Annotated in this window: 18 protein-coding genes; 14 read left to right on the top strand and 4 right to left on the bottom strand. The window is 67.1% G+C overall.

Annotation, left to right across the window (positions count from 1 at the left end; all coding sequences use genetic code 11):
• Positions 1-448: 448 nt before the first annotated feature.
• From EUA93_RS18905 to EUA93_RS18855, 12 genes are all read left to right on the top strand, one after another.
• Complete coding sequence (locus EUA93_RS18905; protein WP_129401904.1) at positions 449-1,945, top strand: HNH endonuclease; 1,497 nt, start codon at positions 449-451, stop codon at positions 1,943-1,945.
• Positions 1,946-1,999: 54 nt separating this feature from the next.
• Positions 2,000-3,184 (top strand): phage portal protein, encoded by a 1,185-nt coding sequence (locus tag EUA93_RS18900; protein ID WP_129401903.1) that lies wholly within the window; start codon positions 2,000-2,002, stop codon positions 3,182-3,184.
• Positions 3,177-4,874, top strand: coding sequence for an HK97 family phage prohead protease (locus EUA93_RS18895; protein ID WP_129401902.1), 1,698 nt, complete (start codon positions 3,177-3,179; stop codon positions 4,872-4,874). The genes EUA93_RS18900 and EUA93_RS18895 overlap by 8 nt, the downstream gene beginning before the upstream one ends.
• A gap of 111 nt (positions 4,875-4,985) precedes the next feature.
• A complete protein-coding gene (locus EUA93_RS18890) occupies positions 4,986-5,315 on the top strand; it encodes a hypothetical protein (RefSeq protein ID WP_129401901.1) in 330 nt (109 codons plus the stop codon).
• The gene (locus EUA93_RS18885; protein ID WP_129401900.1) at positions 5,315-5,659 is read left to right on the top strand and encodes a hypothetical protein; all 345 of its coding nucleotides are present in this window, start codon (positions 5,315-5,317) and stop codon (positions 5,657-5,659) included. The genes EUA93_RS18890 and EUA93_RS18885 overlap by 1 nt, the downstream gene beginning before the upstream one ends.
• A 15-nt stretch (positions 5,660-5,674) precedes the next feature.
• Positions 5,675-6,103 carry a hypothetical protein gene (locus EUA93_RS18880; RefSeq protein WP_129401899.1) on the top strand — a complete coding sequence of 143 codons (429 nt, stop codon included), beginning with the start codon at positions 5,675-5,677 and terminating at the stop codon, positions 6,101-6,103.
• Positions 6,103-6,264 carry a hypothetical protein gene (locus EUA93_RS21675; RefSeq protein ID WP_165355230.1) on the top strand — a complete coding sequence of 54 codons (162 nt, stop codon included), beginning with the start codon at positions 6,103-6,105 and terminating at the stop codon, positions 6,262-6,264. The genes EUA93_RS18880 and EUA93_RS21675 overlap by 1 nt, the downstream gene beginning before the upstream one ends.
• A complete protein-coding gene (locus tag EUA93_RS18875) occupies positions 6,264-6,638 on the top strand; it encodes a hypothetical protein (protein ID WP_129401898.1) in 375 nt (124 codons plus the stop codon). The genes EUA93_RS21675 and EUA93_RS18875 overlap by 1 nt, the downstream gene beginning before the upstream one ends.
• A complete protein-coding gene (locus tag EUA93_RS18870; protein ID WP_129401897.1) occupies positions 6,635-6,925 on the top strand; it encodes a hypothetical protein in 291 nt (96 codons plus the stop codon). The genes EUA93_RS18875 and EUA93_RS18870 overlap by 4 nt, the downstream gene beginning before the upstream one ends.
• A 134-nt stretch (positions 6,926-7,059) precedes the next feature.
• Positions 7,060-8,190, top strand: coding sequence for a hypothetical protein (locus EUA93_RS18865; RefSeq protein WP_129401896.1), 1,131 nt, complete (start codon positions 7,060-7,062; stop codon positions 8,188-8,190).
• Complete coding sequence (locus EUA93_RS18860) at positions 8,187-9,866, top strand: hypothetical protein (RefSeq protein WP_129401895.1); 1,680 nt, start codon at positions 8,187-8,189, stop codon at positions 9,864-9,866. The genes EUA93_RS18865 and EUA93_RS18860 overlap by 4 nt, the downstream gene beginning before the upstream one ends.
• On the top strand, positions 9,863-10,549 hold the full coding sequence (locus EUA93_RS18855) for a hypothetical protein (RefSeq protein WP_129401894.1): 687 nt from the start codon (positions 9,863-9,865) through the stop codon (positions 10,547-10,549). Before EUA93_RS18860 ends, EUA93_RS18855 begins: the two co-directional genes overlap by 4 nt.
• On the opposite strand, the gene EUA93_RS18850 is transcribed toward EUA93_RS18855, so the two are convergent.
• From EUA93_RS18850 to EUA93_RS18835, 4 genes are all read right to left on the bottom strand, one after another.
• The gene (locus EUA93_RS18850; RefSeq protein ID WP_129401893.1) at positions 10,546-10,788 is read right to left on the bottom strand and encodes a hypothetical protein; all 243 of its coding nucleotides are present in this window, start codon (positions 10,786-10,788) and stop codon (positions 10,546-10,548) included. The two genes, EUA93_RS18855 and EUA93_RS18850, sit on opposite strands and share 4 nt — an antisense overlap.
• Positions 10,789-10,804: 16 nt before the next feature.
• Positions 10,805-11,167 carry a hypothetical protein gene (locus EUA93_RS18845; RefSeq protein ID WP_129401892.1) on the bottom strand — a complete coding sequence of 121 codons (363 nt, stop codon included), beginning with the start codon at positions 11,165-11,167 and terminating at the stop codon, positions 10,805-10,807.
• A gap of 120 nt (positions 11,168-11,287) precedes the next feature.
• Positions 11,288-11,626, bottom strand: a complete 339-nt coding sequence (locus EUA93_RS18840; protein ID WP_129401891.1) for a hypothetical protein — start codon at positions 11,624-11,626, stop codon at positions 11,288-11,290.
• Positions 11,623-12,276 carry a hypothetical protein gene (locus tag EUA93_RS18835; RefSeq protein WP_129401890.1) on the bottom strand — a complete coding sequence of 218 codons (654 nt, stop codon included), beginning with the start codon at positions 12,274-12,276 and terminating at the stop codon, positions 11,623-11,625. Before EUA93_RS18835 ends, EUA93_RS18840 begins: the two co-directional genes overlap by 4 nt.
• Positions 12,277-12,648: 372 nt before the next feature.
• On the opposite strand from EUA93_RS18835, the gene EUA93_RS18830 reads away from it, so the two are divergent.
• Positions 12,649-13,062 carry an ATP-binding protein gene (locus EUA93_RS18830; protein ID WP_129401889.1) on the top strand — a complete coding sequence of 138 codons (414 nt, stop codon included), beginning with the start codon at positions 12,649-12,651 and terminating at the stop codon, positions 13,060-13,062.
• A gap of 1 nt (position 13,063) precedes the next feature.
• On the top strand, positions 13,064-13,909 hold the full coding sequence (locus tag EUA93_RS18825) for an RNA polymerase sigma factor SigF (RefSeq protein WP_129401888.1): 846 nt from the start codon (positions 13,064-13,066) through the stop codon (positions 13,907-13,909).
• Positions 13,910-13,933: the final 24 nt, after the last annotated feature.

Genomic DNA, 13,933 nt, shown 5'->3' with positions numbered 1-13,933 from the left:
CCCGACTCAAGGCAAAGCACCGCCGCTTCGCCGAGACCACCAACCGGATGTTGACCGAGCAGCGCAAGGAGATCCAGAGGTTGCGTGCCCTGCTCGAGGAGAGGGACCAGTGAAGGCGTGGGGAGGCAGGGCTGTCACCGAGGTGGCTCGGCCCTACATCGCCGGCCGGCTGCCTGCCCCGTGCGGACGCTGTGGTCACACTGTAGGTACAGGCGACGAGTGGGTGGTCGGGCACATCAAGTCCCGTGCCGCCTACCCAGAGCTCACATGGGAGCCGAGCAACTGGCAGCCCGAGCACGACGCGTGTTCACGAGGCACTGGTCAGGCCGCGGTGATCGAGAAGGCACGACGTCAGGCGCTCGTTGATGCTGGTTTTCCCCACGACGTACCCCCCGGGCAGTCTCCGATCCTTCCTGTGCACACACACGGGCCTGACGAGGAGCCGATCGTGGTCCGCGAGGGCCTCGACTGGGCGACCTTGGTGGCGACTGCGCCCAATTGGCTGACGCCGTTCCTCGACGTTCCAGAGGACGCCGCACCGCCGCTATGGGTCTCAGCCGTGCACCCCGAGGCAGTTGAGTCCTACGGGCCGGCAGCCATCGAGTGGATGGAAGCCAACCTCAAGGAGCGCGGCAAGCCCCTGCGCCTTCGCTTTTGGCAGAAGCTCGCCTTCGTCCTCCAGCTCCAGCACCGAGCCGACGGCACGCTGTGCTTCCGCGTGGTTCTGGAGTCGGGCCCACGCCGTATCGGCAAGTCGGTACGCCTCCGCGGGTCATCGCTGTGGCGCCTGGAGCACGGACCGGAGCTCTTCGAGGACGAGCAGCTCGTCATGCACACGGGCGCCAACCTGGCCATCGTCCGCGAGGTGCTGCGCAAGGCGTACCCGTGGGCTGCCACCCGCGACGGATGGGACCACAAGAAGGGCATGACCGAGCCGGAGATCTCGCGCGACGAGGTCAACCGATGGGTCGCCCGCTCAAAGGACTCGACCACCGGCTACGACGCCTGCCTCGCGCACGCTGACGAGTGCTGGGACATCAAGCCCTCGTCGATCGACGACGACCTCGAGCCGTCGATGCTGGAGCGCGAGAGCCCGCAGCTCGTGCTCACCTCCACGGCACACCGCAGAGCCACGAGCCTCATGCCCGGGCGCATCCTCGATGCACTCACGGTCGACGACGGCGAGACGCTGGTGCTGGTCTGGGGCGCACCCGCCGACGCCGACCCCTCGGACCCCATCGTCTGGCGCGCGGCCTCTCCGCACTGGTCCGAGGACCGCGCCAAGATGATGGCGAGCAAGTACGAGAAGGCCGCGGCCGGCGAGCAGGATCCGGAGTTCGACGACCTCGACCCGATGCAGGGCTTCCGCTCGCAGTACCTCAACCAGTGGCGCCTGAGGCAGACCCAGAAGAAGCGGGGCGAAGCCCTGGTCAAGCCCGACGTGTGGAACAGCCGAATCGTAGCGATGCCCGTCACGATTCCGGACGCCGTCGCACTCGAGTCGTGGTTCGGCAGCGGGGTCTCTGTCGCCTTTGCCTGGGCTGCCGATGCCACGGAGGTGCGGGTGCGTGCCTTCGAGGTCGACGACGCCGCCACGGCTGTCGACCTCATCAAGGCCAGCGGCCACCGCAACGCGCTGCTCATCGGCGCCTCCCTCGCCGACGATCCCGCGTTCCGCTCGGTCCGCACGAAGGACATGCGCGCACGCGTCGGCCAGTCTGTCGCCGACGTCGACCGGCTGCTGCGCGAGGACGTCCTGCGCCACGACGGTGGTCAGCACCTCACGGGCCAGCTCCTCGCCGTCCGCACCACACCGGGCGCCGACGGCGTGAGGCTCGCGTCGACCGGACGAGCCGACGCAGTGAAGGCTGCGGCGTGGGCCGCGACCGCAGCCCGCCAGCGCGCCGGCCGCAGTTCTCGGATGGTCGTGCCCAAGACTGCCTGAACTTGGTAAGGGTCATTCGCCCATCTGGCCCTTACCATGCGCTACCCTTGATACATGGGGTGGTACAAAAGGCTGCTGACCGGAAGCTCGCCGGTCACTGAGTTCGCTGCGTCCATCCCCGAGCAGCCGCCGTCGTTCGCTGTCGACGCCGAGTCAATCCCCGCTCAGATCTTCGGCCTCGAGTCCTACGCGGACCCCATCGCGCAAGCCCCACGCATCGACCGCAAGTCGGCCCTCCAGGTGCCCGCGGTGAAGGGTGCACGCGACAAGATCTGCGGCCCCATCGGCGGGCTGCCTCTCAACCTCTCCGGCCCTGACCGCCGTAACTCCCCGTGGGCTCTCTTTGAGCGTCCGGAGCCCGACCGCATCCCGGCCTACACCATCGCGATGACCGTCGAGGATCTCCTCTTCGAGGAGGTCGCCTGGTGGCGCGTCCTGACGCGTGACTGGCGCGGCTACCCGGCGAAGGTCCGACGCCTCCACCCGAGGTCGGTCACGGTCGCCAAGAACGGCAAGGTGTACGTCTCCAAGGGCGGCCTGCACTCCGGTTCGGCGACTGAGTGGGTCGAGGACCGCGACCTCATCCGCTTCGACTCCCTCAACGAGGGACTACTGACGGCCGGCGCGCGAGCCATCCGCACCTGCCTACGCCTGGACTCCTCCGCCGCGAAGTACGCCGAGGGTTCGCCGCCTGTCGACTGGTTCGAGTCGGATGACCCGATCGACGACCCGCAGGCGCTCGTGTCCGACTGGGCCACCGCTCGCCGCACCAACACGACCGGCTTCGTGCCGTGGGGTGTGCGGTACAAGCGGGACGGCTGGACTCCTGAGCAGCTCCAGATGGCCGAGGCTCGAAACCACGCCGTGCTCGAGATCGCCCGTATCTCCGGCGTCGACCCCGAGGAGCTGGGCGTCTCCACGACCTCCCGGACCTACGCCAACCAGTTCGACCGCCGCAAGGCGTTCCTCGACTTCACGCTCGGCCCCTACCTGACGGCGATCGAGCAGACGCTCTCCAGCCCGAACGTCAGCCCGCGCGGCTACCGAGCCCGCTTCGACCTCGACGCCTTCCTGCGCTCCGACCCCAAGGGCCGCTACGAGGCATACCGCCTGGGCCTCGACGTCGGGGCACTTACCGAGGAAGAGATCCGCGAGGCCGAGGACAAGCCCCTCGACAGCCTGCCTCCCGACCCGCTGCCTGAGACCGCCGCCGACACCGAGGAGGCCGCCAGTGCCTGAGTTCACCATGGACGCCGTCACGACCGGCTCCGTCTTCGCCGTCGACCACGAGACCCGCGTGATCCGCGGTCTCGCCGTCCCCTACGGCGTCGAGGGAGTCAAGGGCGGTCAGCGGTTCATGTTCGCCAAGGGCACCGTGACGTGGGGTGACCCGAAGCGCGTGAAGCTCTACATCGCCCATGACGCCGCGCAGGCAGTCGGCCACGCCTTCGAGCTCAAGGACACCGACGCCGGCCTCGAAGCCGCCTTCAAGGTCGCCCGTGGCCCCGAGGGCGACAAGGCCCTGTCGATGGCCGAGGACGGCGTGTGGGACGGCCTCTCGATCGGCCCCGGCGAAGGCGTCAAGTTCCAGCTCCGCAACGGCGTGCACCACGCCGTCAAGTTCCCGCTCCGTGAGATCTCCATGACCCCACAGCCCGTGTTCGACAGCTCCCGCCTCACTTCAGTTTCGATGTCCCAGGAAGGACAGACCATGGCCGACGCGCCCACCACCGAGCCCACCATGGCCGCGACCGCAACCATCGCGGTCACCGGCCCCACCATCGAGACCCCCGAGGCCGACGCTCCCGCGGAGTCGCTCGAGGCGTCGATCACCAGCGCCATCGCCGCAGGCTTCGCCCACCTGGCGAACCCGCAGGGCGGCCCCGAGGTCATCTCGGCCGGTGCCTCCCTCACGGTCACCGAGGAGAGCCCCTACCGCTTCGACGGCGTCCGTGGCTCGCACGACTTCTCCACCGACCTCATCTCCTACGGCCGCGACCACGACTCCGAGGCCGGCGAGCGCGTCATGGCGTTCATGCAGGAGATGTTCACCCCGACCTTCGACGTCGACACGGGCAACGTCACCTCGCTCAACCCGGCCCGCCAGCGTCCCGACATGTACGTCGACGAGCGCCGCTTCCGCACCCCGCTCTACGACGCCCTCCACAAGGGCGCCATCACGGACATGACGCCGTTCCTCTTCCCGAAGTTCGGTTCCGCCGCCAACCTCGTCGCACCTCACGTCGAGGGTGTCGAGCCCACCCCGGGCAGCTTCACCGCCACCAACCAGACGGTCACCCCGTCGGCGGTCTCCGGCAAGGTCGAGATCACCCGCGAGGTGTGGGACCAGGGCGGCAACCCGCAGGTCTCCGGCCTGATCTGGAACAAGATGGTGCAGCACTACTTCTCGGCCCTTGAGGTCAGTGCCTACAACATCCTGAACGCCAACGTCGCGTCCATCACGGACATCCCGCTCACGACTGCGGCGGCCGACGACGACCTGGTCAACGAGCTCGAGGCCGCGATCGCCGACCTCAACTTCATCGCCGGTGGCAACACGTTCAACTACGCCGCCACCCACGCGAACCTCTACAAGAAGCTCGCTGCCGCCGTGGACTCCACCGGCCGCAAGCTCCTGCCGATGTACGGCCCGACCAACGCCAACGGTGGCGCCCGTGCGCGGTTCACGTCCCTCGATGTGGCCGGCGTCGAGTTCGACCCGGTCCCGTCGCTCGGCGCCTCGAGCAACAACACGTCGAACAGCTACCTGATCGACACCGGGTGCGTGCACCTGTGGAACAGCGCGCCGCAGCGCCTCGAGTTCCAGTACCGCGTCGCCTACGTCGACCTCGCGATCTGGGGCTACGTCGCCACCGCGATCAGCGACTTCGGCGGCGTCCGCCAGGTCACCTACGACCCCACCGCCTGATGGCCAGCCCCGCCAAGGGTGACCGGCGCGAGCGGTTTCGCGAAGACGTGAAGCCGCCCAAGCCGGAGCCGAAGAAGCCCACCAAGAAGAAGTAGCCGAGAGGAGTCCAGCATGCCAGTCCCCGCACCCGGCCTCCCTGAAGTGCTGGACTACCTCAACAGCGCCGGGTTGCCCACCAGCAACGAAGGCGCGATCCTCACCGCCCTTGACGCTGAGACCGCTGCGCAGCTCAAGGCCGTCAAGGTGCCCGAGGACGGATACACCGCCGACCTCGTCGAGGCCCTGTGCCGACGGGTGGCTCACACGCTGACCATCCGGCCCTTGGCCTTGGGGCTCCAGGTCGAGCTCTCTGACACCACTGGCATCAGCACGCGGGTGGGCGGCCTCGACGCTGAGGTGCGCCGGCTCGAGGCGCCGTACCGCCGCAGGCCGGTGGCCTGATGTTCACCGCCCGCGACGACATCGCAGCGGCTGCGACCGGCAGTCTCGACGTCACGATCTACCCCGAGTACCGCCAGACGCTCCAGGCGTACACGGGCTTCGTGAAGTGGAACGGCCGCGCCCGCGACGACTCCGGCCTCGGCTGGATCGACACATGGCAGGTGTGGTTCGCGCTCCCACAGGACGTGAGGACTGCGGAGCAGTGGTTGGCCGACCGCCTCGACGACCTGCTCGGAGCCATCTCCACCGAGCTGGTCATCACCAACGTCGTACCCGCTGACCTCGTCCTCGGCGGCGGGGGCAGCACCAACGGACTCATCATCGAAGGCGCTCGCGCCGCTTAGACACAGGAGAAGGACATGGCACATCTGGGGACGCGCTTCCTCAAGGTCAAGGTGGGGAGTACCGAGTACACCTCGTCCGTCAGCGAGTGCGCGGTCGGATCCGACCCCGCAGACTCTGACTTCACCTCGTACACCGACGCCGCGGCTGGTGGCTCGCGTGAGTGGTTCCTGCGGTTCATCGCCGCGCAGGATCTCGCCACCGGATCGCTGTGGCGCTACCTCTGGGACAACCCCGGCACCTCGGTCGCCGTTAAGGTCAACCCCTACGGCAACACCACCGCCAGCACCTCGGAGCCGCACTACTCCGGCAACGTCACGGTGATCATGCCCGACGGCGACCTGATCGGTGGCGCCGCCAACTCGTCGACGACCGCCAAGCAGACGTTCGAGTGCCGCTGGGTCTTCGCAGCCAAGCCCACCGAGCTGACCACGGGGTCGTTCTGATGACCGCGCCGAAGCGTGAGGTCGGCCAGGAGATCGAGGTGCCCGAGCGCACCGAGGTCGAGCGCCCTGACGGCAGCCGCGTGACCGTGACTGGCGGCGTCTACGTATTCGACACCCCCGGCGCGCACACCATCGACGGGAAGAAGCACGAGGTCTCCTGATGGGCGTCCACGTCGCCGGACTGAACGAGACCACCAGGGCGTTCGAGAAGGCCGGCGTTGACGTCGAGGAGCTCAAGGACGCCATGGGTGCGGTGGCCGCCGAGGGTGCCGACGTCATGCAGGGGTTCATCCGCAAGGGCGCCACTCGAAAGCTCCACGACTCAGTGCGCGGCAACCGCGCCAAGGGTCGGGCCATCGTCACCGCGGGCAGGGCTCGAGTCCAGTACGCCGGCCCACAGATCTATGGCTGGCCCCGCCGAAACATCAAGCCATCTCGAACCATCGAGCAGACCGACGCCGTGATGGAACAGCGCGCGCCAGAGCTGCTCGAGCAGGGATGGGAAGAGATCGCCAAGAGGAACGGACTGCTATGAGCACTGCCAACGACATGTTCGAGAGCCTGACCGGCTTCGACGAGATCGCCATCGCTGCCCACTTCGGGCGCAAGATCACCGCTCTCGGGGTCGACGCCCAGGAGAACGCCGAGAACCCGGATCCGTTCACCTTCCTCCGCGCGCTGATCTTCGTCGACAAGCGTCGCCAGAACATGAACGATCCCGACGCCTACAAGGCGGTCCAGGCGCTCACGATCGCCGAGACCCAGGGCTACTTCAGCGAGGACGACGACGAGGACGACGCGGGAAAAGAGCCGTCCGCCTGACCTTCGAGGAGAAGGCGGAGTTCGTCATGAAGACGGGCGTTCGGCCGTCCGAGTGGGACCTAATGAGCAGGGCCGAACGAGACGCCTACGGACCAGCGTCGCAGCGGATCAAAGAGCAGATGAAGGAGTAGTCCATGGCAGCCCGACCGGTGAAGATCGCCTTCCTGGCCGACACCTCCGACCTGCGTTCGAGCCTGTCGCAGGCCGAAACGGCCATGGACTCGGCGGCAGCTCAGGCCAGGACGTCGGGTGACCGGATCGACAGCGCATTCTCGACCGCCGCGGCTGGCGCAGACGCCACCGCCTCGGCTTCGTCGCAGGCCGCAGGTGGCCTCGGAGACCTTGCCGGCGCGCTCGAGGCCACAGGGCTCATCTCCGAGGGCACAGCGGCCAAGATGGAGACCGCCTCGGCCGCGATCATGGGTGTCACGGGTGCCTCGGACCTGCTCAACCTGGCCACGGAGAAGATCCCGGGACTACAGAAGGCGGCGACGGTCGCCACCAACGGACTTGCGGCGGCGAAGCGGGCACTGGGCGTAGCCATCCGATTCGCCCTTGGACCCATCGGGCTCATCATCGCCGGCGCTGCGCTTCTCGCCGCTGGCTTCGTGCTCCTCTACAAGAAGAACGAGACCTTCCGGAACATCGTCAACGCGGTGTGGGACAAGGTGCAGGCGGTCATCGGGAAGGTGGTCGACTGGTTCACCGGCACTGCTGGTCCCGCCATCCGCAACGCCATCACCACGCTGAACGAGAAGTTCAACGCCATTCGCGACAAGGTCTCCGACATCGTCGGGTCCTACTCGGCACAGGGCGGCGGCGTGCTGGGCAAGCTGCACTCGATGATCGACACCATCACCGGCCTGGGCGGCAAGATCACCTCGGCCGCGTCGGGCATGTGGGACGGCCTCGGCAACTCGTTCAAGGGCGTCATCAACCGCATGATCGGCTGGTGGAACAACCTGAGCTTCTCCGTCGACATCCCCGACAAGATCCCCGGGCTGCCTGACTCCTTCTCCATCACCACTCCGAACATCCCATACCTGGCCAACGGCGGCATCGTCACGCGGCCCACGCTCGCCGTGATCGGCGAGGCCGGACCCGAGGCCGTCGTGCCTCTCAATGGCCGCTACGGCATGGGTCCCACGACCGTCATCAACATGACCGTCAGCGTGCCCGTCACGGCCAACCCTGCCGAGACCGGCCGCGAGATTCAGAGGACTCTCGAGGCTTACTTCCAGAGCGGCGGGCGGCGGCTCGCATGACGAACCAACTGATGTTTGATCCCATGACGAGGATCAAGCTCGAGGTCGAGCGCGACCCGACCGCGGGCGAGTACGTCAACAGGATCGCCAATCCCTCCGGCACGCTTGGGGCGTGGGGGTGGCTGTCCACCACGGGCGGCTCTCGCATCAACTACGCGCTCTACGGCGGCAACCCCGCCCTCCAGTACATCACCGTCGGCGGCACGACCAACCTGTTCGTGTCGGCCATGTTCAAGGTCACTGGCGGCGAGCAGCTCCGCGCACAGTGGGATCTCGTAGATGCACCCGTGGCGGGTTACGTCGTCCAGTTCTGGTGGTTCGACATCAACGGAGTCGGCCACTCCACGACGCCTTCCGCCCCGCAGGACAACATCACCATCCCCAGCACCAACTACTGGACTGCGGCTCGCACCGTCCCCGCCGGCGCGGTGTTCGGCGCGCTCACATTCCAGGTCACCAAGGCCGACTTCACCCACCCCTACCCATCCACTGGATCGGCCTTCGCCGTCCGCAACGTGCGCGTCTTCTCTTCGCAGAGCGGCTCACTCTCTGATGCCTCGATGCTGGCCAATGCCGCAGCGCCCAACGTGCTCTGGACGAACGTGCTGAGCAGCACCTACAACGCCATCCAGGTGCGGCGAGAAGAGTTCGACCTGGGCACCCTCACGGCCACGATTCGCAACTCGGCGCTCGACCCGTCCACGACGGCAACCCTGCGCCCCGGTCGCAAGGTCCGCCTCACCGCACTCAACGGGGCGACATCAGGAACGTTCGAACCCATCTTCACCGGCACCGTCCAGACCGCTGACGTGTCCTACGACGTGCCCCGCAGGAAGCCCACCGACCCTCTGCACTGCAAGATCGAGCTCACCGCGGTCGACGCCATGCAGGCCCTCAGCGCCATCCAGCGGCGCTACAGCGTTGACGCAGTGAACCTGCTGCCTTGGGTGCTCGAGGGATCGGGCATCACCGACGCCATGCCCGTGCCTTGGGACTGCGATGAAATCGCGGGTCACGTCGCAACCGCCACCTACCGAGCGATCAACGACAACGCCTCAGCGGCCGACCAAGTGGCCCTGACGCGAGACAGCGTGTCGGGCTACGCGTGGATCGACCGCCTTGGCGTCCTCCGCGTCCGCTCCACGCTCGCCGGCACCGCGGTCACCATCGACGAATCCATGTACTCCAGTGTCGACCTCTCGTTCGACGTAGGCCGCGTCATCAACTCGCTGGCGATCAAGCTCCTGAACTGGAGCTACACCGACAACCAGATGCAGGAAGACCTCACCGAGACGCGGGTCTCCGTGAACTCGATCACCACCTGGGGCCGCAGGCACCGCGACTTCACGATGCTGGCCACCACCTTCTTGAACCGAGGTGGGCTCAACACCATCGCCGCCGCCGTGTTTGCCGCCAATGCCACGCCCAAGATCACGCCCAACTCTGTCGTGCTCCCCATCAGGACGGACGCACACCGGGTTGCCCGCGCGTTCGTGGATCTCTACGACCTGCACCGCGTCAAGAACACAGCCAAGGCCGTCGACGAGAACCAGCGGGTGACCTCGATCGCACACGACATCACACCGGAAGGATGGCTTGTGACCGTCGGCTACTCCCGATCCGCCACTATCCCGATTCCACAGCAGCAGCCGGCCGTGGCCGTGGTGAGCGCATGAGCCTCGTTGCCAACACCGCAGAACTCGCCCACGGCTTCACGATGGCCGACGTCGACAGGGCGGCACGCATCGCTGCCTCGCGGGCAAAGGCGCCGATGCTGGGCTACGACGAGCGCAAGGACATTGCGTGGATGGCGATCGTCGAGGCGATCTACGCCAGCGACGAACGTCCCGAGAATTTAGGGCAGATCGGCTTTACAGCGATCAGCCAGGAAGCGACCGACGTCCAGAGGCACCACGGCAAGTTGAGTTACCGGAAGCTTGAGCGAGACGAGTGGGCCCCGCACTTCGCTATCTACTGGCGTGCTGTCGCCGGCTCTGGAAGCTTCTCCGAGCAGGTAGAGGAGAGGGTTGCCCTAGGACAAGTGCTGGGTGCGCTCACGGCCGAGGAGTACGACGTCATCGCCACTTTGGCGGCATTTGGGAACCACGCCGCTGCGGCAGAAGCTCTCTGCCTGACACGCACCACTTTCACTACGCGACTGATGCGGGTCAGGCGCAAGATCAATGCGCTGTGGCTGGCTCCGGAGACCCCCGTTGGCCCTCGCAAGCGAGCTGACGGCAAGTGCTCCTACGGTCACGACCTCGACGAGCATGGATATCAGAGCAAGACCCGGGATCACACCTTGTGCCGCGTCTGCCTGCGCAACGCTGCTCGTCGCCGTAGAGCTCGAGTGGCCTAACGGTCGACGATGTCCGCGGGCATCTCAACGGTGACGCCGCGGTACTCCCACTTCTGAAAAGGGGGCCCATCCAAGAAGCGGAGCGTGTACTCGTGCTGGGTGTCATCCACGTTGATGAGGAAACCCGCTCCGCGCATAACGCCGGCGCCGGGAGGCGGGGCTGCGAAGTTGATCGACCCGCCATGGATCGGTCCGCCGTCAGCGAGTGCGTTGATGTACATCTGAGGCTCGTCGGTCATGTCCAGCAACTTACCCTCAGGCGTAGGGCACCTCGTTGATCGAGCTGGGCGTGACGACCTTGAAAGAGTTCCACAGGCGGTCGCGCTTGTAGATGATGACGACCTGCCCCTTGTGCCACGAACGGTTGCACGGGCGGTAGTAACGCTCGTTCGGCTTGCCTGGGAACGCGCGGCCTGGGCCGTCGAGAAGCTCCTCGACGTCGGCACGGCTGAGGTCGACCTCGAGCTGTCGCTGCTCCCACCCGCTGGCGCACTTCGCGCCTGACCCCATGTGGCTCGTCGACCACGGCAGCCCATCGGGCCACGGATCGCCTGCGGCTGCCGGCGCCGCGGTCAGCATGGTCACGGCCAGCACGAGTGCCGCCAACTTCCCCGTCATGAATACGCACCTTAGATCGGACTGCAATGATGTGGTCACGGTTCCGACGTTCCTCCCGAACAGCGGTTCCATAGGCAGCGGCCAGGAGCTTCCCAAGAGCACCCGGCCGCTGCCGTCTTACTAAGGCGCCTTCGCCAGCGCGATGACCTCGAGCAGCGCCGCGGCGATTTGCTCTGCTTGGTCAACGGTCACCTCGTGCCCGTCGAGGTAGATCACCGAGGAGCCCTGCAAACGACCCCCCGGCGTGGACAGCGACGTCATGCCGATGGAGAACTCCGCGGCCGGCAGCGTGTCGCTTCCCGCCTGCTCGAAGCCACCCGCGTCGTTGATGCGGATCTCCGGCATGTGATGCACCAGCACGCCGCCTTGGTTCCACAGGTCGTCGGCGTGCGCCTGGGGCTCGATCCTGCACCAGTGCGGGCAGGTGATCGACACCGTGGTTGTCGTCGTCCGGCTCATGCCCGTGCCGCGCTTTCCGCCGCAGCGATTGCGTTCTCCATGTAGGGCCAGTTACCGGGGTGCTTCTGGACCAGTTTGTAGACCCAGGGCGCGGGCCACGGCGTCTTCGTGCGGGACGCCTCGAACGCCTTCATGGCAGTGGACTCCTTGCAGGTCTTCCTCCATCCTCGGTAGTGCCGGAAGAGTCCGAGGTCGACTCCGAGCGCGTGGTTGATCACCCAGCGGTTCGGCTTTCCGTTGCCCAGCTCCATGATCTTGTCGAAGACCACCGGGTCGATCATGCGCTGCGCTGCCAGCCTGTTGGTGCGGTTCTCGTCGACCGCTTCCGAGGTGTGGTCGGCCCGCGGCCCGCGGTCGAGGTGAACGAGCTCGTGCGCCAGCGTCGATCGAAGCTGCCACTCCGTCAGGCCGAACCTGAGAGTGACGTCAAGGTCGTTGAAGTTCGTCAGACCCCACGGGTCCTTCCAGTCTTCATACGGCCCGCCATTGCGGAACTCGAGGTTCACGCCAGTGCGACGCGTCAGGTCGGTCCACGGGTCGTAGTAGAGCCCTGCGTCCCAAGCCGCTTGACGTCGCTCGATGACGAGGTCGAAGAGTCCGGGATAGGTAGCGCGTTCGGGCGCGCTTGTAGTACCGTTCTGCTCAGACATTGCTTGCCCTTTCCAGAGGGACCTTGGCCCCGGTGTTCCAGCACCGGGGCTGTTTCATGTCCGGACCGCTATTGCCGCGGCCGGCGAGGTGGGTCGTGAGTCCGCACAGAGTCCGCAAGAGGGCCACCGAGTATCCAGCTCGATCACCATTGACCAATGACTCCCGTGCAGGTCAGCAGTGGGAGGCCCTCGACAGCCACCAATGTCCGTTGACGCTCGCCTACGTGGAGACGAAGAAGGCCTGAGCAGGCTCAGCCCCTCCTCGTCCCGTCACCGGGCCCGGCCGCCACGCCTGTGGCGCCCGGGCCCGGTGTCGTATGACCTAGGGTGTGGGCCATTGACCAGGCTCGGAGGACGGAGACGTTGAGGCAGATGGCAGAAGACCACAGGGGCCGCGCCGACGTCGAGCTCCGACTTCCGGCAGAGGGCGCCTACGCCACCATCGTCCGCACGACGGCTGCGGGCCTGGCCGCGCGGCTGGACTTCACCATCGACGACATCGAGGACCTCCGGATCGCGATCGGCGAGGCGTCCGCGCTCGTCATCCCGGCCGCCGACCCCGGCACCGACCTGGTCGCCCACTTCTGGTTCGGCCGGGGCACGATGACGGTGTCCCTCGAGACCGAGGCGATGGACGACCCCGAGCTCGACACCGAGAGCTTCGCCTGGCAGGTGCTCGACACGATGGCGCAGGACGCGTCGGCGGGACCCGAGGACGGACGCTTCCGCGTCCGCTTCACGGTCTCCTCGGCGGTCGCGGCGGGAATGACGGGTGCAGAGCTCTGACATGAGCAACGACACGGGGGAAGCGCAGGACCACGTGGCAGCGGGGGCTGCCGAGGAGGAGGGGCTCGACGACGTCGTGCCCACCCACCTCGACCACGTGCGCGCCCGCAGCGCGGAGCTGTTCTCGGTGCTGCGCGACGAGGAGGCCGGCGACGCCCGGCGCTCGATGGCGCGCGACGACCTCGTGCACCTGCACCTGTCCCTGGTCGAGCACTGCGCGCGCCGGTTCCGCAACCGGGGCGAGCCCTTCGAGGACCTCGTCCAGGTCGGCACGATCGGGCTGATCAAGGCCGTCGACCGCTTCGAGACCGATCGCGGCGTCGAGTTCTCCACCTACGCCACCCCCACCGTGATCGGCGAGATCAAGCGCCACTTCCGCGACAAGGGCTGGGCCATCCGCGTCCCGCGCCGGCTCCAGGAGCTCCGCATGCAGATCGGCGGGGCGACGGGCGAGCTGACCCAGAAGCTCGGCCGCTCCCCCACCCCGCGCGAGCTGGCCGAGGTCATCGGCTGCTCGGTCGAGGAGATCATGGAGGGCATCGAGTCCTCGCACGCCTACGCGACGCTCTCCCTCGACGCCTCCGACGACAACGACGACGGCCCGCCCGCGATGATCGCGAGCCTCGGCGTGGAGGACGCCAACATCGAGCACGTCGAGATCCGTGAGTCGATCAAGCCGCTCCTCGAGGGCCTCGGCGAGCGCGAGAAGCGGATCCTGCTGCTGCGCTTCTTCAAGAACATGACCCAGTCGCAGATCGCGGAGGAGATCGGCGTCTCCCAGATGCACGTCTCCCGGCTGCTGACCCGCACCCTCGCGCAGCTGCGCACGTCCCTCGAGGCGGACTGAGCCCGCCTCAGGGCCGTCGGTCGT

Source organism: Nocardioides oleivorans (genome assembly GCF_004137255.1).
Lineage (GTDB): Bacteria > Actinomycetota > Actinomycetes > Propionibacteriales > Nocardioidaceae > Nocardioides > Nocardioides oleivorans.
This window is presented reverse-complemented; position numbering and strand designations above follow the sequence as displayed.